This window comes from Streptomyces sp. NPDC127097 (genome assembly GCF_042724075.1).
Taxonomy (GTDB): Bacteria; Actinomycetota; Actinomycetes; order Streptomycetales; family Streptomycetaceae; genus Streptomyces.
Map to the genome: position 1 here is coordinate 17,805 of NZ_JBHXFI010000018.1, position 18,836 is coordinate 36,640.

Annotated in this window: 20 protein-coding genes; 12 read left to right on the forward strand and 8 right to left on the reverse strand. The window is 72.8% G+C overall.

The features are described from left to right. The first annotated feature begins 205 nt into the window (after window positions 1–205). Window positions 206–910: a helix-turn-helix domain-containing protein gene (locus ACFWJW_RS16245; protein WP_387240707.1), complete on the forward strand. Its 705-nt coding sequence runs from the start codon at window positions 206–208 to the stop codon at window positions 908–910. Window positions 911–955: 45 nt separating this feature from the next. Further along, the gene (locus tag ACFWJW_RS16250; RefSeq protein WP_387240710.1) at window positions 956–2,293 is read left to right on the forward strand and encodes a PP2C family protein-serine/threonine phosphatase; all 1,338 of its coding nucleotides are present in this window, start codon (window positions 956–958) and stop codon (window positions 2,291–2,293) included. Here the strand turns inward: ACFWJW_RS16250 and ACFWJW_RS16255 are convergent. Next, window positions 2,254–2,811, reverse strand: a complete 558-nt coding sequence (locus ACFWJW_RS16255; protein WP_387240713.1) for a hypothetical protein — start codon at window positions 2,809–2,811, stop codon at window positions 2,254–2,256. The genes ACFWJW_RS16250 and ACFWJW_RS16255 overlap by 40 nt on opposite strands. Before the next feature lie 339 nt (window positions 2,812–3,150). On the opposite strand from ACFWJW_RS16255, the gene ACFWJW_RS16260 reads away from it, so the two are divergent. Together ACFWJW_RS16260 and ACFWJW_RS16265 are read left to right on the forward strand one after the other, a co-directional pair. Next, window positions 3,151–3,402, forward strand: a complete 252-nt coding sequence (locus ACFWJW_RS16260) for a DUF6400 family protein (RefSeq protein WP_042158132.1) — start codon at window positions 3,151–3,153, stop codon at window positions 3,400–3,402. Between the two features lie 2 nt (window positions 3,403–3,404). Continuing rightward, complete coding sequence (locus tag ACFWJW_RS16265; protein WP_387240716.1) at window positions 3,405–3,635, forward strand: hypothetical protein; 231 nt, start codon at window positions 3,405–3,407, stop codon at window positions 3,633–3,635. A 75-nt stretch (window positions 3,636–3,710) separates the two neighbouring features. Here ACFWJW_RS16265 and ACFWJW_RS16270 read toward each other — a convergent pair whose 3' ends face one another. Then, the gene (locus ACFWJW_RS16270) at window positions 3,711–4,343 is read right to left on the reverse strand and encodes a S41 family peptidase (RefSeq protein WP_387240719.1); all 633 of its coding nucleotides are present in this window, start codon (window positions 4,341–4,343) and stop codon (window positions 3,711–3,713) included. On the opposite strand from ACFWJW_RS16270, the gene ACFWJW_RS16275 reads away from it, so the two are divergent. Continuing rightward, a complete protein-coding gene (locus ACFWJW_RS16275; protein WP_387240722.1) occupies window positions 4,263–5,129 on the forward strand; it encodes a hypothetical protein in 867 nt (288 codons plus the stop codon). The genes ACFWJW_RS16270 and ACFWJW_RS16275 overlap by 81 nt on opposite strands. Before the next feature lie 68 nt (window positions 5,130–5,197). On the opposite strand, the gene ACFWJW_RS16280 is transcribed toward ACFWJW_RS16275, so the two are convergent. After that, window positions 5,198–6,067 (reverse strand): hypothetical protein, encoded by an 870-nt coding sequence (locus ACFWJW_RS16280; RefSeq protein WP_387240725.1) that lies wholly within the window; start codon window positions 6,065–6,067, stop codon window positions 5,198–5,200. Between the two features lie 238 nt (window positions 6,068–6,305). Between ACFWJW_RS16280 and ACFWJW_RS16285 the strand changes: the two genes are divergently transcribed. Further along, window positions 6,306–7,166 carry a hypothetical protein gene (locus ACFWJW_RS16285; RefSeq protein ID WP_387240728.1) on the forward strand — a complete coding sequence of 287 codons (861 nt, stop codon included), beginning with the start codon at window positions 6,306–6,308 and terminating at the stop codon, window positions 7,164–7,166. A gap of 648 nt (window positions 7,167–7,814) precedes the next feature. Here the strand turns inward: ACFWJW_RS16285 and ACFWJW_RS16290 are convergent. Together ACFWJW_RS16290 and ACFWJW_RS16295 are read right to left on the reverse strand one after the other, a co-directional pair. Further along, entirely contained in the window at window positions 7,815–8,687 is an 873-nt protein-coding gene (locus tag ACFWJW_RS16290) for an undecaprenyl-diphosphate phosphatase (RefSeq protein WP_387240731.1), read from the reverse strand. 195 nt (window positions 8,688–8,882) lie between these two features. After that, the gene (locus ACFWJW_RS16295) at window positions 8,883–9,584 is read right to left on the reverse strand and encodes a TVP38/TMEM64 family protein (RefSeq protein WP_387240734.1); all 702 of its coding nucleotides are present in this window, start codon (window positions 9,582–9,584) and stop codon (window positions 8,883–8,885) included. Window positions 9,585–9,949: 365 nt separating this feature from the next. Between ACFWJW_RS16295 and ACFWJW_RS16300 the strand changes: the two genes are divergently transcribed. From ACFWJW_RS16300 to ACFWJW_RS16315, 4 genes are all read left to right on the forward strand, one after another. Then, window positions 9,950–10,138 (forward strand): hypothetical protein, encoded by a 189-nt coding sequence (locus tag ACFWJW_RS16300; protein WP_387240737.1) that lies wholly within the window; start codon window positions 9,950–9,952, stop codon window positions 10,136–10,138. 109 nt (window positions 10,139–10,247) lie between these two features. Next, entirely contained in the window at window positions 10,248–11,420 is a 1,173-nt protein-coding gene (tuf, locus tag ACFWJW_RS16305) for an elongation factor Tu (RefSeq protein ID WP_387240740.1), read from the forward strand. A gap of 167 nt (window positions 11,421–11,587) precedes the next feature. Continuing rightward, window positions 11,588–12,430 (forward strand): patatin-like phospholipase family protein, encoded by an 843-nt coding sequence (locus ACFWJW_RS16310; RefSeq protein WP_387240743.1) that lies wholly within the window; start codon window positions 11,588–11,590, stop codon window positions 12,428–12,430. A 61-nt stretch (window positions 12,431–12,491) separates the two neighbouring features. After that, window positions 12,492–13,346, forward strand: a complete 855-nt coding sequence (locus ACFWJW_RS16315; RefSeq protein ID WP_387240746.1) for a spermidine synthase — start codon at window positions 12,492–12,494, stop codon at window positions 13,344–13,346. Between the two features lie 36 nt (window positions 13,347–13,382). Here ACFWJW_RS16315 and ACFWJW_RS16320 read toward each other — a convergent pair whose 3' ends face one another. Next, the gene (locus ACFWJW_RS16320) at window positions 13,383–14,609 is read right to left on the reverse strand and encodes an MFS transporter (RefSeq protein ID WP_387240749.1); all 1,227 of its coding nucleotides are present in this window, start codon (window positions 14,607–14,609) and stop codon (window positions 13,383–13,385) included. Window positions 14,610–14,922: 313 nt separating this feature from the next. Here ACFWJW_RS16320 and ACFWJW_RS16325 point away from each other — a divergent pair, with 313 nt between their 5' ends. Beyond that, window positions 14,923–15,378, forward strand: a complete 456-nt coding sequence (locus ACFWJW_RS16325) for a DUF4442 domain-containing protein (protein ID WP_190144151.1) — start codon at window positions 14,923–14,925, stop codon at window positions 15,376–15,378. A gap of 223 nt (window positions 15,379–15,601) precedes the next feature. Beyond that, window positions 15,602–16,252, forward strand: a complete 651-nt coding sequence (locus ACFWJW_RS16330) for a DedA family protein (protein WP_387240752.1) — start codon at window positions 15,602–15,604, stop codon at window positions 16,250–16,252. Between the two features lie 130 nt (window positions 16,253–16,382). On the opposite strand, the gene ACFWJW_RS16335 is transcribed toward ACFWJW_RS16330, so the two are convergent. Further along, complete coding sequence (locus tag ACFWJW_RS16335) at window positions 16,383–16,541, reverse strand: hypothetical protein (protein WP_387240755.1); 159 nt, start codon at window positions 16,539–16,541, stop codon at window positions 16,383–16,385. Between the two features lie 153 nt (window positions 16,542–16,694). Further along, window positions 16,695–18,749, reverse strand: coding sequence for an ATP-binding protein (locus ACFWJW_RS16340; protein ID WP_387240758.1), 2,055 nt, complete (start codon window positions 18,747–18,749; stop codon window positions 16,695–16,697). Between the last annotated feature and the right edge of the window lie 87 nt (window positions 18,750–18,836).

Consider the following 18,836-nt stretch of genomic DNA (forward strand, 5'->3'; position numbering starts at 1 on the left):
GGCGGCGCGGGCCGGGCCCGGGATCGGGGCCAGGCAGCGTCGTACGGAAGGGGTGGTGCGGGATGCGGCACCGCGGTGGTCCGTGTATGTCCGCCGATGAAACAGGCCGTTGATTCTTGTGTCAACGGTGTTGACGTAACCTGGTGATTAACTGGCTCCGAGAACGGCCCGGGGGCCGGGACGGAGCGAAGCGGAGGGGTACGGCGTGGCGGAGAGCGAGCGCGTCCCGGTCGAGCGCAAGCGGCGCCGGCCGACCAGCTCAGGCGTGGTCCTGTCGGCCGACCTCATCATCGACGCGGCATGTGAACTCATCGACGCCCAGGGGGCGCAGGCATTCACCGTGCGCAAACTCGGCGCGGCGCTGGGCGCCGACCCCTCCGCCGTCTACCGCTACTTCCGCAACACCGAGGATCTGCTGCTGGCGCTGGCCGACCGGCTCATCGGCGAGTCCATGGCCGGCTTCGCGTTCAGCGGCGACTGGGCCGCCGATCTGCGTGACCTCGGACTGCGGGCGTACCGTTCCGCGCTGCGGCACCCGCAGATCGCGGTGTTCAGCACCGTGCGGGTCACCGGCCGGCCCCACGAGCAGCGCGCCGTCGACACGGGCATCGGCCTGCTGCTCCAGGCCGGCTTCGACGACGCCACCGCCGTCCGGCACTACCACACCCTCGTGGACACCGCCCTCGGTCATGCGGCCGTGGACGCCGGCGTCCTGCGGCTGGCGCCCGCCCAGCGCGCGGCGGACGAGCATGCCTGGCAGGACGCGTACGGCGACCTGCCCGCGGACGCGTACCCCAGCCTGCACCGCGTACGGGAGCAGCTGCTGCTCATGGGGGGCTCGGCCGTTGAGCCGGCGCTCGATCTGCTCATCGCGGCCATGCGGCAGGAGGCGGCGGAGCGGTCGCGGTAACGGGATGAGCCGGGCATTCCGCCCGTCCCAGTGCCACCATGAGGCATGCCCTTTCCATGGCCGAGGCAGCTCCGGGGACGACGGGAACTGAGCCGTGTCCTGGTGCTGATCCCGGTCGGGATCATCGTGGCGGTCTGCGCGATCGACGTGCTCGCGCCGCCCGACATCCATCTGGGGCCCCTGCTCGTCGCGGCTCCCGCGATCACCGCGGCCTTCGCCGGTCCCCGTCTGACGGCGGCGATCGGTGTGCTGGCGGTGGCCGCCCAGGTGTTCATCGGCATCGCGCGCCATGTGCTGTTCACCGAGAACCTGGAGGCGCAGATCGCCGCGCTGGTGGTGGTCTCCGCGCTGGTCGTGCTGTTCACCGTGGTCCGGGACCGTAACGAGCGCCGGCTCACCCGGAGCCGCTCGGTGGCCGGTGTCGCCCAGCAGGTGCTGCTCCGGCCGCTGCCCGCGCGCAGCGGCTTCCTGGAGATCGCCTCGCTGTATTTGGCGGCCGAGGAAGAGGCCGAGATGGGCGGTGACCTGTTCGCGGCCGCCCGCACCACCAGCAGCACCCGGCTGATCATCGGCGATGTCCGGGGCAAGGGGCTGCCCGCCTACAGCCATGCCGCCCTGATCCTCGGCGCCTTCCGCGCGGCCGCCCACCGCGAGGCCACCCTGCCCAGGCTGGCCATCCACCTCGACGGCGCCGTCCGCTGGGACAGCAGCCAGTGGCACCACGGGCCGGCGGCCGAGGACGAAGGGGAAGGGGCGGCGGGCCCCGCCCCGGACGCGGCGGCGGGCCCCGCCCCGGACGCGGCGGCGGGCCCCGGCCCGGACGCCGGCGCCGACCCCGCCACTACGGAGGACGCGCCCGACCCCGTCATCGACACCGACGAGACCTTCGCGACCGTGATCCTGCTGGACATCCCCGACCGCAGGCCCGTCGTGGACACCATCACCTGCGGCCACCCGCCGCCGCTGCTGCTGGCCGACGGGCGGGCGCGGACCCTGGCGGCGGAGTGGCCCGCACTGCCGATCGGGCTCGGCGGTCTGCCCGGCGCCCCCGATTACGAGGTCGAGACGTTCCCCTTCGAGCCCGGAGAGCTGCTGCTGCTCTACACGGACGGGGTGAGCGAGGCCCGCGACGACAAGGGCACGTTCTATCCGCTGGCCGAGCGCGCCGGCGCCTGGAGCGACTTCAGTCCGCAGCAGGTGCTACGGCAGCTGCGCACGGAGCTGCTGGCACATACGAACGGCCGGCTGGGCGATGACGCCGCCGCGGTCGCGGTGCGACGCCTGCCCGGCCGGCCGTCGGACGGTGGAGGTGCAGGCGCCCGCCAGGGATTGCGGGACAGCCCTCAGCGTCGCTCGGCGGCCAGGCAGCCACCACAGTTGTAGTAGGTCACATCCCAGTGGTTGCCCTCCTTGTAGTAGACGTTCCCGCCGGCGGAGCGCCACTTGGAGCCGCCGAGGGGGGTGAAGGTGCCGGTGATGTAGTGGGTCAGGCACGTGGAGAGGCTGAAGTCGACCTTGTAGCCGTTCCAGTGGCTGTAGGTGCCGCTCGCATGGCCGGTCTCGGTGCCGCCGGTCAGGTTGATCGCACAGCCGGTCGCGCGCTTGAGCGTGATCACCCCGTCCACGGTGGCCGAGTTGATCTGGTCGAACGAGGTGCAGGTGGCGTTGTTCCGGTCCGCGCAGCCACCGCTGGAGGACCAGCTGATACCGGCCGCCCGGAACTTCGCGGTGGCCTGGGCATGGCTGAGCTTGGCGAACAGCCCGGGAGCCGTCCGCGGGGCCGCTCCGGCGGTCTTGGGGGAACCGGGAGCGGCGGCGGACGAGGTGCCGGCCGCGGCCGCAAGAGCAGCCGCCACGAGCATGACAATGCCGAGCCCGGTCGCCGCCATACGTCGGGGCATGGATACCTCCTGGGGCAGGGGTGGAGGCCCGAGCGTGGCCCGGCCGGCAAGGCGCGTCAACGGGGCCGGTCGCCCGGCACCCCCCGGCCTTCAGCCGTAAGGGCACGGATGAATTTCCTCACGCCATGAATTCTCGAACATATCGGGCATAACATAAAGAATCTTCCCCCGGAATTCCTGAAATGCCCCCATACCTACCGCTTCACCTCATCACGCTCCGCAATCATCCCTCCCCTCCGCCGGCCCCCTGATCCCGCCCGCCTCCCCTGACGCTTCCTCAGTGCCGCCCCACTTGATAGACACGTCCGAATCATCCGCAAGTGGCATGGGACGCGCACCATGAACGACCGCAACACCTCGGAACCCCGGATACCGGAACACCGGACATTCGAGTTCGACCTCACCGCGCACGAAACCCAGCGGCGGACCGAGGTCCTCGCGGCGCTGGGCGACACCTGGGACCCGATCGCGGTGATGGAGGGCGAGGCGGACGCGTACCGGCTCCTCTACTCCGGGCTGGACGCGGAGCAGCAGGCCACCTACGACGCGCTGGTCGCCGCCGGGGTGCTGCCGGCCTCCGGTCAGGGCTGAGCATGCTGCCGCTCGACCCCACCGCCGATATCGGCCGCCGGGCCTGGGTCCCCTGCCCCGGCTGCCAGGACCACCGGGACTGCGGAACCTGCCTCGACGGCCGCACCTGCGCCGACCACTGGCGCTACCTCCTGTCGAACAGGGGCAGTGTGCTGCACCTCCAGTGCCCCAACTGCACCCACCTGTGGGCCTGGCAGTCGGGCTTCGGGGCCGGCGGCCGTACCGATGGCTGACGGCTGACGGCTGACGGGCGCAACGGTCGACCGACGGCCGAGGCCCCACCCGCCCCTCCTGCCGCTCCGGCCCTGTCAGGCCAGGCGCCGTATCGCCTCCCGATGCGCCGTTTCGAGCGCCTTGTCGGCCGGCACGGCACGATCCGGCCGCACTCCGACGCCCTCCCAGTTGCTGCCCGTGACGGCATTGATCGTCCGGGCCGTCGGGACCGTGACGGTGATGTGCGCCGTCACCGGATACCGCTCGGTGGGGTGCGCCCCGCCCCCGGTCGTCTCACCGACCAGCTCGGCACGCCCGAGCGCCTGCAAGGTGTACGCCACGTCCTCGCCGCCCGAGAACGTGGTCGCGCTGGTGAGGACGTACACCGGCCGGACGGGATAGCGCGGCGCGGGCAGCTGCGGCAGGGTCCAGAACTGCCGGGTGGAGTCGGTGGCGCGCTGGTAGAAGTCGTTGAGGTGCACCTGATCGTCGGGGAAGAAGTAGCTGCACCACATCGCGGCGCCCGCTGGCGAGCCACCCCGGCACGGCGGCCGAGCGCGGGTCGGGTCCGCCGGCGGGGTCGGTGGACGGCGGTCTTCGCCTGCCGTGTGCTGCGGCCGGCGCCGGGCGGCGGTAGCGTGCGCTGCATGGAGCTGCAAGCACGATCGCTTTGGCTGTTGACCGAGCCGCTGCACGCCGTGTGCTACTTCGACGAGCGCTGCCGCCACCTGGGCAAAGACCTCGGCCTCAAGGGTTTCTGGATGGGCTATTTCGCCGCGCGCACCGCGCCGTTGGGCGCCGTGGAACCCGCCGCGGCCACGGCCGTCCTCGGGGGCTTCGCCCCGGGGATGGTCGCCCGTGCGCTGCCCGCGGCCTGGAGCATCGTCAGCCCGTCGCATGTCCTCGACGAACGCGGCAGCCGTGCGGCGCACGCCCTGCGTGGGATCGACCCCGAACTGGACCACGCGGCGGCCGAGCTGCTGCCTCCGCTCCAGGCGGTCGTGGACGATGCACCGGCCACCGCGCGGCCGCTGTTCGCCGCCAACCGCGCCCTGTGCGACCACGCCGACCCCGTCGAGCGCTTGTGGCAACTGGCGACCGCTGTCCGGGAGTTCAGGGGCGACGCCCACCACGCCGTGCTCGCCGACGAGGGCCTGGACGGTTGTGAGGCGCTGGTCCTGGCCGCCGCGTCCGGTCGCGTCCCCAAGGACACCATGCGGGAGGACCGCGGCTGGACCGAGGAGGAGTGGGCCGCCGCGACGGACCGGCTGCGCTCCCGTGACCTCGTGGACGCACACGGCGACGCGACCGACCACGGCCGCTGGGAGCGCGAGCGCATCGAGGAGGCCACCGACCGGCTGGCCGGCCGACTGCTGCGCGCACTCCCCGAGGCGGAGACCGAGGGGTTGTTGCACGGCCTGGAACCCGTGGTCCGCCGCATCCTGGCCGCTGATGTCCTCCCCTTCCCCAACCCGATCGGCCTGCCCCACCTCGACGAGCCCGTACGCCGCTGACACCGGCTCCTGGGGCGTGTCCGTGCGTGCCAGACGCCGCGAGCCGGACGGGACTTTGCGGACGCGCCCTAGCCCACCCGCCGGCTCGCCTCCTTGAGCTTCTGTTCCGGGTCCACCGTGTCGGATGCGGGCGGCGCCTGGACCCTGACCGGCTCGTTGACGTCGAAGAAGCGTATGGACAGGTCCAGTGGCCCCTGGGCCGCCCGCGCCCGCTGACGGAACTTCACCGTGCGATCGCCGGGTCCGACCCACAGATCGAGCTTCAGCTCGCGCACCCCGAGCTCCTTGTACTGCTCAAGGACCTTCGTGCGGCGCTCGCCGGTCCCGGACGGACTCTTGGCGGCCGGCTTCTTCGCCGCCTCCGCCACATCGACCACCCCGGCGTAATGCGTCGCCCGCACCCCGTCGACGGTTTCCTCGCGGATCTTCCTGACGTCATCGGACCCGGGCAGCAACGACGCCTGCGCCGCCGGATCCTGGTCGGCCTGCCGCTGCATACCCCCGAAGCCGCCGGCCCCCTGGTCCGTCAGGGCGAGCTTGAGCCAGTGCTTGCCGCCCAGCACGGCAGCCGCTTGCCCACCCCCGCCGACGTATACCGCGCCCCCCACGAGCCGCACCGAGAACTCGCCCTCCTGCACGCCCCCGGACGCCGTCATCCGCATCTCGACGACGCGCGGGCGCAGGCTGAACGACGCCTTGCCCTTGACGGACCCCTGCCCGGGGACCTTGCCGGAGGCGCGATAGGAGAGGGAGTTGAGTCCCGTGCCCTTGGTGACGGCCCGCTGCACCGCGGCGACCGTGGTGCCGTCGGGACGCCGCGACCCGCCGGAACGGTCCTCGGCCGAGCCGCCGGACGTGCACGCCGTCGTGCCGCTCAGCACGGCGGCGGTGAGCAGCGCCCCGACGACGCGGAACGCGGTGCGGGAGCGATGAGCCATGGTCCCCCCATGAACACATGGAAATGCGAAGATGCGACTGATCGAGACAGTAGCTCACGGCACTGACAATCCGCGTTGCGTATTTTCGCGGGCCTGTGGCCAGGGCATATGACCCCGGACGGGGGTACGGGGCGACCCGGCGTCGCACACCCGGGACGATTTTCATCTGGTGGTTCGATGGGTGCTTTGGGGTGCTTTGCTGAGCCAGATCGGGACACCTGCGCCCAAGAGGCGTTGAATGAGTATGGATCCTAGAGAGTTGTGGGACCGCAACGCCGTGCTGGCGGAAGCGTTTTGCCTGGGGGACGAGCGGGTGCGTGAGGCGCAGGCCAGGCTTGACGAGGCCCAGGCCGACCGGTCGCGGGTTCTGGCGGCCTTCGCGGTGACGGTGGGCAGTACCGGCGCGGTGGCCGGGCTGTTCGGTTTGAACGAGCGGGAAGTGCGCATCGCCCGGCGCACGGTGGGCAAGGAGGACGCCCGCGCCGTCGCCGACGAACTGCTGGCGGCCGCCACGCCCGCCGCACCTCCGCGGGAGGCCGAGGAGGCCACCCCGGCCCCTGAGCCCGCGGCCGAATATTCCCACCAGAACGCGTCCGCCGGAGCGCGCCCGGCCGGCGCCACTCGCGAGGCCACCGGCGGCGTGGGGGCCGCGGAGCAGACCTGGTCCCCGGCGATGGACGCGGTGCTCATCGGCAGTTGGCAGACCGGGGTGGATCTGCGGGAACTCGCCGCCGAATTCGGGCTCGACCTCACCCGCTTGGTCACCCGGGCCCAACAGCTCTCCGCCCAGGGGCGGTTCTATCCCGGCCCGGTGGAAACTCACGCGGGACGCCACCGCCGCGGCCCCGGCGATGTTCATGAATCCGAATACTCCATCCCCGCCCAGCAGACCAGCTCGTGGAACGCCGCCCCCTCGGCGCACCCCATGGCATCCGCATGGCACACCGGCACGATGCCGTCCACGGACTCCGTCCCGGACATGGCCGCCCTGGCCTCCGACTGGGACAACGCGCTCGCTCCCTGGGGCACCCTCGCGCCCTCACACGAGGAGGCCGCGCCGGCCCATCAGCCCTGGGCCCAATACCACCTCAGTTCCTGATAGCACCCCGGTTCCTGACGGACCCGATTCGATGCCGATACGTACGTACCCTGCCTCGCGGACCGTCCCCGGCCCGGCCCGGGACGACGCGTCTCCGCCCGGTTCCCCTGGTGCGGGGCCGCGGCAAGGAGGGCAAGAGAGCAGGCCACAGACCTGATGGGCGCGACGCGCGGGCAGGCGCGCCGACGCCCAAGGGGGAGGGGGGACGGGAGGGGGAGGTGGCGCCGGCGGACGGTGCCACAGGGCGTCCGCCCTCGGTCGGCAGGTCGAGGCCAAGGCCGCGGCGGCGCGGTCCCGACGGGCCGCCAGGTCCGGCATGTCCTCCAGATAGTCGGCTGCGAGCTCCTGGCTCTCCTCCGCGGTGAACGTCCGGCAGTCGCGCCACCACGGGGCGACCAGCAGGAGCCACAGGAGTTCTGTGATGCCGAAACCCGCGCTAGCTGGCGCCGCACTCCCCTGCATGACACCGGCCTCGGGCTGCCATCCCACCTCCCAAGTGGGTGGCCCGGGGTCGGCTTTCGCGCGCCCGGGAGTGGGAGATGGGAGACCAATGGGAGACGATCACGGAAATCGCCTCCGGAGCGATGTGAGTATCTGCGAATAGGTGCCGGGCGGCACTAGTTCAAAGACGTAGAGAAAATGCCCGCCCTAGCCCGCCGTCTCCCCCGCATGGGGCGACAGCGTCCCCGCCGCGACCAGGGCGAAGAGGGCTATGCCCAGGAGGATGCGGTAGATCACGAAGGGCATGAAGGACTTGTTGGAGATGAACTTCATGAACCAGGCGATCACCGCGTAGCCGACGACGAAGGCGATGATCGTGGCGAACACGGTGGGGCCCCAGGAGACATGGCCCTGGCCGGCGTCCTTGAGTTCGTAGACGCCGGAGGCCAGTACGGCGGGGATGGCGAGCAGGAAGGAGTAACGGGCCGCGGATTCACGGGTGTAGCCCATCAGCAGGCCGCCGCTGATCGTGGCGCCGGAGCGGGAGACGCCGGGGATGAGCGCCATGGCCTGGCAGACGCCGTACAGGAGGCCGTCCTTGACGCTGAGGTCGGTGAGGGTCTTGCGCTGCTTGACGGCGCGGTGCCGGCCGCCGGTCTCGTCGCGGGCGGCCAGCCGGTCGGCGATGCCGAGGACCACACCCATGACGATGAGGGTGGTGGCGATCAGCCGCAGATCGCGGAACGGGCCCTCGATGGCGTCCTTGAGCGTGATGCCCAGCACACCGATCGGGATCGAGCCGACGATCACCAGCCAGCCCATCTGGGCGTCGTGATCGTGCCGCAGCTCCCGGTTGAAGAGGGAGCGGGACCATGTCGAGATGATCCGCCCGATGTCCTTGCGGAAGTAGATGATGACGGCCGCCTCGGTGCCGATCTGCGTGATGGCGGTGAACGCCGCACCGGGGTCCTGCCAGCCGGCGAACGCCGCGGTCAAACGCAGATGCGCGCTGGAGGAGATGGGCAGAAACTCGGTCAACCCTTGGACGAGTCCGAGGACGAAAGATTCAAACCAAGACATGAAAACTACGCTATCCAAGGGTGATCAAGCGCTGACCTGCGCGAGACGGGAGAAAGCGGACAGTGGCGGCGGATGCGGATCACCGCCGACCGTGGCAGCGTAACGTCCGAAGATGTCCGGCCTGCCAAAGGGTCCGGGACTGCCGAGCCCGCCCCGTGGCGGCCGAGGGGAAATCCGTCGTCTGCCCTGCCGCGTTCAGCGCCCGCGCAGCGCGTTCCGTTTGCGCCACGCCACCGCCAGCGCGCCCAGACCGCTGACGGCGATGAAGCCCAGGGCGAGGAGGAAGACCGGCGAGGTGGGTGTCGCGGCACGCGCACCGGCGACGGCGTACGCCGCGGTGTTCGGGATGCTGCCGAGCGCCGTCGCGAGCAGGAAGGGGAACCACCGCATCCGGGAGACCGCGGCGCAGTAGTTCGTGGCGCAGAACGGCAGGCCGGGGAAGAGCCGGAGGGCCAGCATCGAGCGGAAGCCGTGCTCGCTCAACTGCCGGTCGGCGGCGGTCAGCCAGCGGGCGCGCAGCAACGGACGCAGGGCGTCCTGGCCGAGGAGCCGGCCGAGCCCGAAGGCCAGCCCGGCGCCCAGCACCGTCCCGGCGAGGGCGGCGGCCAGTCCGGCCTGGCCGCCGAAGAGGGCACCCGCCGCGAGGTTGAGGACCGGGCGGGGCACGAAAGCGGCTGTGCACCCGCCGTATACCAGCGCGAAGACCAGGAGGGCGGTCGGGCCGGACAGCCGGCCGGGCCAGCCACCGGTGAGGAGCTGCTGCGGCTGCCAGAGCAGCATCGCGGTCGCGGCGCAGGCCAGCAGGGCCAGCAGCAGCCCCAGCCGGGCCCAGGGGGAGAACAGCACACGCGTGCAGCGCGCGGCGAGGCCGTCGGGCGTTGCGGCGGGCGGGAACATCCGGGGAGCGTAACCGACCGGGGTACCCAGGGGCCGTCACCGGGCCCGTACGCCCCGTGAGCCGAGCCCATCGCCGTACTGGCCCGGCCCCCGGCGGGCGGGGCATGTCGGTCGACGGGCTCGGCGGCGGCCCGTGGGCAGGGCGGCGCCACGTCCCGCGTGGCACCAAACCCTGAGTGGCACCAAAGCCCGCGCAGCACCAAATCCCGAGCAGCACCAAACCTCGGGCGGCGCCAACTCCCGCCCGGCGCCAACTCCCGCCCGGCGCCAACTCCCGGGCGGCAGCCACCCCCGCCCCGCCAAGCCCCGCCCGGCACCGGATAAATCGTTCGACGCCGGGGCGGCCGACCGGCACCATATGACGCATGTCCCGGTACGCCTTCCTCGCGCTCCCGTCCGCAGTCGCGGACGCGCCGAAGGCTGCCGTCGAGCTCCTCGCGGCCCTCGCCGCAGCGGACTTCGCAACCGCAGGTGCCGATGCGGTGGCCGCGGCCACCGCCGTCGCAGCAGCCGCCGTCCCGGCCGCCGCAGCGACCGACGGCGCACGAAGCTGACCCTCTCCGGATCGTCCGGCGGACCCCGCAGGGGGAGGGTCGGCCGGTCCCAGGGGTCCCCACGGCGCCAAGTCGCCGTTCTCACCGCACTGTTGCGAGGAAGAACACCATGCCCAAGACGGCATACGTGCGCACCAAGCCGCACCTGAACATCGGCACCATGGGCCACGTCGACCACGGCAAGACCACCCTGACCGCGGCCATCACCAAGGTCCTCAGTGACCGGGGGAGCGGGACGTTCGTGCCGTTCGACCGGATCGACCGGGCCCCGGAGGAGGCCGCCCGCGGCATCACCATCAACATCTCGCACGTCGAGTACGAGACCGGCACCCGGCACTACGCCCATGTCGACATGCCCGGCCACGCCGACTTCATCAAGAACATGGTGACCGGCGCGGCGCAGCTCGACGGGGCGATCCTGGTGGTCTCCGCGCTCGACGGGATCATGCCGCAGACCGCCGAGCATGTGCTGCTCGCCAAGCAGGTGGGCGTCCGGCACCTCGTCGTGGCCCTCAACAAGGCCGACGCCGGCGACCCGGAGCTGACCGACCTGGTGGAGCTGGAGGTGCGCGAGCTGCTGAGCGGCCACGGCTATGACGGGGAGCATGTGCCGGTCGTAAGGGTCTCGGGGCTGCGCGCCCTGGAGGGCGACCCGCGCTGGACGCAGGCGATCGAGGCGCTGCTGGACGCCGTGGACACCTATGTCCCGATGCCCGAGCGGTATGTCGACGCGCCGTTCCTGCTGCCGGTGGAGAACGTGCTGACGATCACCGGGCGCGGCACGGTCGTCACCGGAGCCGTCGAGCGCGGCACGGTCCGGCTCGGCGACCGGGTCGCGGTGCTCGGCGCGGACGCCGAGACGACGGTCACCGGGCTGGAGACGTTCGGCAAGCCCATGGAGTCCGCCGAGGCGGGCGACAACGTCGCGCTGCTGCTGCGCGGTCTGCACCGTGACCAGGTGCGCCGCGGGCATGTGGTCGCCGCGCCCGGCAGCGTCACACCACGGCGCCGTTTCACCGCCGAGGTGTATGTGCTCTCCACCGAGGAGGGCGGCCGCCGGACGCCGCTCTCCACCGGCTACCGGCCGCAGTTCTACATCCGTACCGCGGACGTGGTCGGCGACCTCGACCTCGGCGAGCGGGGCATCGCCCGCCCCGGCGAGACGGTGACGGTGTCGGTCGAACTGGGCCGGGAGGTGCCGCTGGAGCAGGGGCTGGGCTTCGCCATCCGCGAAGGCGGCCGGACCGTCGGCGCGGGCACGGTACGCACCGTCGAGGAGTGAGACACCGCAGGTCATCAGGCTGCGCCCGGCGCCTCCCCGGTGCCGGGCGCAGCCGCCCGCTGTCCCGGGGGCAGGCGGGGTGCGAAACTGCTCGCCACGGATGACGAGGGCGGTCCGGTCGCGCCATACGGGGCGGCCGGTCGGCCCGAAGGCACGAGGGAGACCCCATGGCGGGTACGGCACTGGTCCTGGGCGGCGGCGGGCTCACCGGGATCGGCTGGGAGATCGGGATGCTGGCCGGACTCGCGGCGGCGGGCGTCGACCTCACCGGGGCCGATGTCGTCATCGGCACCTCCGCCGGCTCGATCGTCGGCGCCCATCTCACCTCCCGGCAGCTGTCCCTGGAGGAGATGTACGAACGCCAGCTCGCCGTACCGGAGGCCCGCTCGGCCGCCCGTATGGGGCCGGCGGCCCTGGCCCGGTTCGCGGCCATCGCGCTGCGCTCCCGTGACACGGTCTCCTTCGGCGTACGCATGGGCAAGCTGGCGCTCGCGGCCCGTACCGTCCCCGAGGCGGAACAGCGCGCGGTGATCGCCCGGACCCTGGACATGACCGACTGGCCGGACCGGCGCCTGGTCATCACGGCGGTCGAGGCGGCAACGGGGGAGCGGACCGCGTTCGACGACACGAGCGGGGTGCGGCTGCTCGACGCGGTGGGCGCGAGCTGCGCGGTCCCCGGCATCTATCCGCCGGTCACCATCGACGGCACCCGCTGGATCGACGGCGGGGTGCACTCCTCCGCCAACGCCGACCTGGCCGCCGGCTACGGCCGGGTCGTGGTCGTCGCGCCGATGGCGGCCTCCGGCGGGCCGATCGCCGGCCCGCGCGCGCAGGGCGAGCGACTGGCGCGCGGCGGCGCCCGGGTGTGTGTGATCACCCCGGACCGGGTGGCGAGGTCGGCGTTCGGCCGTAACGTCCTGGACCCGGCCAAGCGCGCGGACGCGGCCCGTGCGGGTCGTCGGCAGGCCGCCGCGCATCTGGCGGAGCTCCGGCGGGTCTGGTCGGACTGACCGGCCGGTCCCCGCGGCGACCGTGGCCGGGGCGCTCCGCCCGCACCGGCACAATAGGACGGTGGACCAAGCACCCGAGCCGATACCCGTCACCCGGACCGTGGACTGCGGCACCGCCAAGCTGCTGCCGGACGTCGACCGGCCCCGCGCCTGGCTGCTGACCGTGGACGGCGCACCGCAGTCGTACGTGGACCTCGACGCGCCCGCCCATCTGGAATTCGAGTATGTGCGCCGGCTGGCATACGTCCTGGACGAGGTCGCCGCCCCGGGGCGGCCGCTCGACGTGCTGCATCTGGGAGGCGGGGCGCTGACCCTGCCGCGCTACCTCGCCGCCACCCGTCCGCACTCCCGGCAGGACGTCGTCGAAGCCGACCGCCGGCTGCTCGCCCTGGTCACGGAGCATCTGCCGTTGCCCGGCGACAGCGGGATCACCGTGCATGCCGAGGACGCCCGGACGGCGCTGGAGGACGCGCCGGAGGACAGCGCCGATGTCATCGCGGCGGATGTCTTCGGCGGGTCGCGGGTGCCGGCCCAGCTCACCTCGGTCGAGTACGCACGGACCGCCGCGCGGGTGCTGCGGCCGGACGGCTGCTATGCCGCGAACCTCGCGGACAGCGCGCCGTTCGCCTTTCTGCGCGGCCAACTCGCCAATTTCGCCACGGTCTTCGAGCATCTGGCACTGATCGCCGAGCCCTCGGTGCTGCGCGGCCGCCGGTTCGGCAACGCTGTGCTGCTCGCGTCGCAAGTGCCGCTCCCCGTCGCAGCCCTGGCCCGGCGGACGGCCGGTGACGCCTTCCCGGCCCGGGTCGAGCACGGCGCGGCGCTGCGCCGGCTGATCGCGGACGCGGCACCCGTACGCGATGCCGAGGCGGTGGCCTCCCCGGTGCCGCCGGACGGCGCGTTCAGCGTGGGCTGACCCCGGCCCGCTCCGGCCCGGCGCCGCTGCGACCGGCTACTCCGCCGCCGCGGTGTCGGGTTCCGTCGCCCCGGCCGCGCGGGCGGCCGGCACCCCGGCGGCCGGCTCCGCCGTCGTACGCCGCGCCAGCCGCCGGATGTCCGGAACGCACAGCACCGCCGCCGTCAGCAGCACGATCACCGCCGAGCAGCCCCACAGCGCGGCGCTCCGGCCGACGGCGTCCTGCACGGGGCCGGCCAGCGCGGTGGCCGGCGGGACCATGGCCAGCGACCCGAGCCAGTCGTAGGACGAGACCCGGGAGAACTTCTCCTCGGGGATCTCCTGGTGCAGCGCCGTCATCCACGTCACCGCGAAGACCTCGATCGCGATTCCGGTGCCGAACATGACCGCGGTGAGTCCGGCCGCGGGCAGCGGGACGGCGAGCGCGGCGGACGGGAGGGCGAGCGGGAAGACACACAGCGCACCGGTCAGCAGCATCCGTCGTGGTCGCACCCGGGCCATCAGGAGGGCGCCGCCCACGGTGCCCGCACCGAACGCGGCCAGCGCCAGCCCCCAGGGGCCGGGGCCGCCCAGATGCTGCTCGGCGACCAGAGGGCCGTAGACCGCCTCGGCGGCCGACACCACCGCATTGACGAGGGAGAACTGCACCACCACTGACCACAGCCAGGGCCGGGAGGCCACCTCGCGCCAGCCGTCTCGCAGATCGTGCAGCATCCCGCCGCCGGGGGCCCGCTCGGGGACGCCGCTGACGTCGAGGAACGCGCGCAAGGCCGCCGCGAGCGCGAAGGCGGCCGAGTCGACGGCCAGCACCCAGCCGGGCCCGACCGCGGCGACCAGCGCGCCGCCCAGCGCCGCACCGCCGATGTTCGCGCCGTTCATGCCCATGCGGAACACGGCGAAGGCACGCCCGGCCTGCTCGCCGGAGACGCTGGCCAGCACCATGCCCTCGGAGGCCGGCGCGAAGAACGCCTGCCCCGTACCGCCGAGCGCGGCCAGCAGTGCCATCTGCCACAGCCGCGGCTCCCCGGCCAGTACGAGCAGCGCGAACAGCCCCTGGGAGATACAGCTGAGGGCGTTCGCGGCGACCATGACGCGATGCCGGGGGAGCCGGTCGGCGACCGCGCCGCCGATCAGCAGGAAGAAGATCAGCGGGACCGTCCGCGCGGCGGCGACCAGGCCGACATCGGTGGCGGAGCCGCCCGCGGCGAGCACCGCGAAGGCGGTCGCGATCAGTGCGCCGGAGCTGCCGAGGTTCGCGATCACCGTGGCGCCGGTGAGCAGCAGATAGTTACGCCCCGCCCATGGGGGGGACGGCCTTCACCAAGACCGCCGGGAGGATACGGCGACGGACCGCTTACGGCCCGGGGTCTCCGGTCGGTGCCCAGGGTGCGCCGGGCGCCTCGCCCGTCCGCCTCCGCTGTGCTGCTGTCCTGCCCACATGGGCGTCAACGATATGCGGGGCGGGGCGGCCGTCGGCGCGGGTATCGCCCAACGGGCCGGGTCCCGGCGCCGGCGACCGCGCGGCCGGGACGCGGCAGCTCTTCACACCTAAGCTACCGCTAGGTAACATGACCTCATGTCCTCCGAGACCCTGCCGTCGATCGGCGAAATGATGGCGGCATCCGTGCCGATGGCCCGCACCCTGAACCTCGAGTTCACCGAGACCACCGCCGAGCGCGCCGTGGTCCGCATGCCCGACCAGCCCGACTTCCACAACCACGTCGGCGGTCCGCACGCCGGCGCGATGTTCACCCTCGCCGAGTCGGCGAGCGGCGCCATCGTGATGGCGGCCTTCGGTGACCAGCTCGGCCGCGCGGTGCCGCTGGCGGTGCGCGCCGAGATCGGCTACAAGAAGCTCGCCATGGGGCCCGTCACCGCCACCGCGGAGCTCGGCCGGTCGGTGGCCGAGGTCGTCGCCGAGCTCGACGCCGGCGAGCGCCCGGAATTCCCGGTGAACATCGCCATCACCCGCGAGGACGGCGCGGTGACCGGCGAGATGAGCATCGTGTGGACCCTGCGCCCCAATAAGTGAGCCGCCTCTCATGAGGCTCTCGCGGCCCGCCGTGCACCGCGCGGCGGGCCGTCGTCGTGTCCGGGCGCCAGATGTTGCGTAGCGCACGTGGATTCGGCTCCCGGGCGGGCCGATCGAGTACGCTTCCCGGGGCGCGCTGCGGTGCGCCAAGGGACTGATCGGCACGATGTCACGGACGTCGGGCCACGGCCCACGGGGCCCTATACCAGCGGAGGAATCGGCGTTGCACATCCAGGAGTGGCTCGAGTCGGTACCGGCCGTGAGCGTCTACCTCCTGGTGGGGGTGGTGATCGGCCTGGAGAGCCTGGGCATCCCGCTGCCCGGCGAGATCGTCCTCGTCAGCGCGGCGATCCTCGCGGCGACCCAGGACCACATCAATCCGTTCGTGCTGGGCGCCTGTGCGACCGGTGGCGCGATCATCGGTGACTCCATCGGGTATCTGATCGGGCGCAAGGGGGGCCAGCCCCTGTTGCTGTGGGCCGGCCGAAAGTTCCCCAAGCACTTCGGCCCCGACCATGTCGCGATGGCCGAGGCGAAGTTCGACAAGTGGGGTATGTGGGCGGTCTTCTTCGGCCGTTTCATCGCGCTGCTGCGCATCTTCGCCGGCCCGCTCGCCGGCGTCCTCAAGATGCCGTACTGGAAGTTCCTGATCGCCAACGTCCTCGGCGGCATCGTCTGGGCCGGCGGTACGACCGCGCTGATCTACAGCGTGGGTGTCGTCGCCGAGGAGTGGCTCAAGCGCTTCTCCTGGCTCGGACTGGTCGCCGCGCTGCTGTTCGGCCTCGGCTCCTTCCTCCTGATGAAGCACCGGGCGAAGAAGGCGGCCGCCGCCCGCGAGGCGGCGGAGAGCCCGGTCGCGGTGACGGTTGACTGAGCGCGCGGGCCGCTTCCCACGGCTGGCCCATGGGGCGCAACTGCGTGTGAACACCGGTAGTTGCATGCCCGCGTACGGCAACTCACCTACAGGAGATGCCCGTTCGGTCCGGTGAGGGACGGGCATCGCGTCAGGGCATCAGCCAGACGTCGGGTCCGCCGTTGCGCCATTCGAAGATGCCGGTGTCGTCCCAGACGAAAGTGCCGGCACCGAAACCGGCCCGGCGCAGGATCGCGGCCACGTCACCAGGGCGCAGCGCCCGTCCCAGATCCTGTCCGTAGAGGGTCACACGGCGACCGCCTGTGCAGGGCGGATGCACGATCACGGGGGCACGCTTCATAGGCCCCAGCATGCGACCGTCACGCCGCCCCCGCATCCTGAGCGCGACCGGCCCGTCACACACCGTGTCCGACTTCGTGGCGGCCACCGGTCACCCCGGCCTTCATGGCCCCGTCCGCAGCCGCGAGAAGAACGGCTGCGGCGGCACGTCCGGCCCGCCGGGCCGCCACCACGGGACCTCCTCGTCAGGCTCCGGCGGCGGCTCCCCGTCGCGCACCTCACGCCGCAGACCGGACAGCAGCTCGCGGGCCCCGGCGATGAACAGCGGGTCACCGATGAGCTTTTTGGCCGCCAGCGCCGCACGGCAGGCCCGCAGCGCCGCCGCCGGCTCCCCATGGGCGCGCTCGGTCGCCGCACAGGCATACAGGACCGTCGAGTACAGCCAGAAGTCGCCGTCCGAGTGCCGGCTCTCCCAGGCGCGACGGGCCGCGTCCCGGGCCCGCTCCGCGTCGAGCGACGACAGGGCGACGGCGAGCAGCGCCCAGCTGTGGGCCGGCCCCGGGCCGAACCACGGGTCCCGGGAACGGTGCCCGGCCGCCTCCTCCAGACAGGCCACCGCCGCCGCGGTGTTCCCCCGGTACAGCGCCAGCACCGCGTGCGCATGCGCGATACGGGCCAGCCCGTCGGAGTCCGCATGCATCACGGCCGCCGTCCACGCCTCGTCGAGCAGCGCCTCCGCGGCGCCCAGCGCGTGCTCCTGCGCCGCGAGGTATCCGGCCAGCCACAGCGCGCGGGCCCGCAGCGCGGTGTCGTCCCGGGAAAGCAGCAGCAGCCGGTCCAGATGCGCCCGTCCCTCGCGGCGGAAGCCGCAGGCCGCCCAGTGGAACCACAGCGACACCGCGATCTCCAGCGCGCCGAGCGCATCCTCCGCGTCCTGCGGGGGCCGGGTCAGCGCCGCGTCGAGGTTGGCCTGTTCGTCCTCCACCAGGCGTACGGCGACCTGCTGATGGGGGCCCTGCCAGGCGATCTGGGCCTCGGCCGCGAGCGCCGCGCAAGCCTGCCGGAACCGTCGCAGCGCCGCCGCCTCCTCACCCGCCTCACGGAGCTGCGTCCGCCCGAAGTCGCGGGCGGCGCGGGAGAGTCGGTAGCGCGGCGGCAGCACCGCCCCGGTGTCCTCCTGCGTGCCCCCGGCGTCCCGTACGCGCTCCACGACCGAGGCGGTGAGCAGCCGTTCCAGCGCACCTTCGACCGCGGCCGCAGGAACGTCACAGCTGGTGCAGACACAACCGGCGAGCCAGGGGTCGAAATCGCCGGGCAGCACCGAGAGCCGGGCCCAGACCCGCCGGTCGGTGGGCGAGCAGAGGGCGTAGCCCGCGGCCTGCGCGGCGTAGAGCGAGGTGTGCCGCACGGTCGCCGCCGGCCCCGAGTAGAACAGCGGACCGTCCGACCCCACCTGGGCGGCGAGTTGCGGCAACGACATCCGGTCCAGCTGCTGCGCGGCCAGCGTGATCGCCAGTGGCGAGCCCTCCAGCGCCTGGCACACGGCGACCAGGAGCTCCGGCGTGGCGGCCCCGGCCCGCGCGGCCAGCAGCTCGACGGCCGGCCCGGCGATCCCCTCGCCCAGCGTCACCGGAAGCGGCGTGATCGCGACGGTCCGCTCCTCGGGCAGCCCGAGCGCACCCCGCGCGGTCGCCACGATGCGCAGCGTGGGATCGGCCCGCAGCAACCGGCGTACGAGCTGGGCGCATTCGTCGCGCAGCGGATCGCAGTCGTCCAGCAGCACCGTCGCGCGATACCGCCGGCAGTGCGCGGCGAGCGCGGCAATCGCCGTATCGTCCGCCGGAGCGTGCCCTGTTGGAGCCTCCGCCGGTCCCGTACGGCCGTGCACCGGTTCGCCGACGCAGGAGGGGGCGGCCCGCCGGACGAGGGCCGTCGTGGTGTCCCGGCCGGCACCGTCCGCCGGCCGCGCCGCCCGGAGCAGCGCCTCCGTCAGTCCGCCCTCGGGCAGTCCGTCCCAGCAGCCGACGCGGAGGACCGTGCCGTCGTGCCGGGCGGTGTGCTCCTCCAGGACGGCACGGGCCAGCACGCTCTTGCCCACTCCCGCGGCTCCGGTGAGCGTCACGAGCGGGGCGCCGTCCAGCAGCCCGGAAACCAGCTCGTGCTCAACGGCCCGCCCCACTACGCCGGGCAGCGGCCGGCGATCGGCCCTCGCGGTCATCGGTCATCCCCAACCACGGCACAGCGCCGCGCCCTTCGGAATTGGAAACCCACCTTGCCAGAACCGACCGACCGGTAAACAACCCGT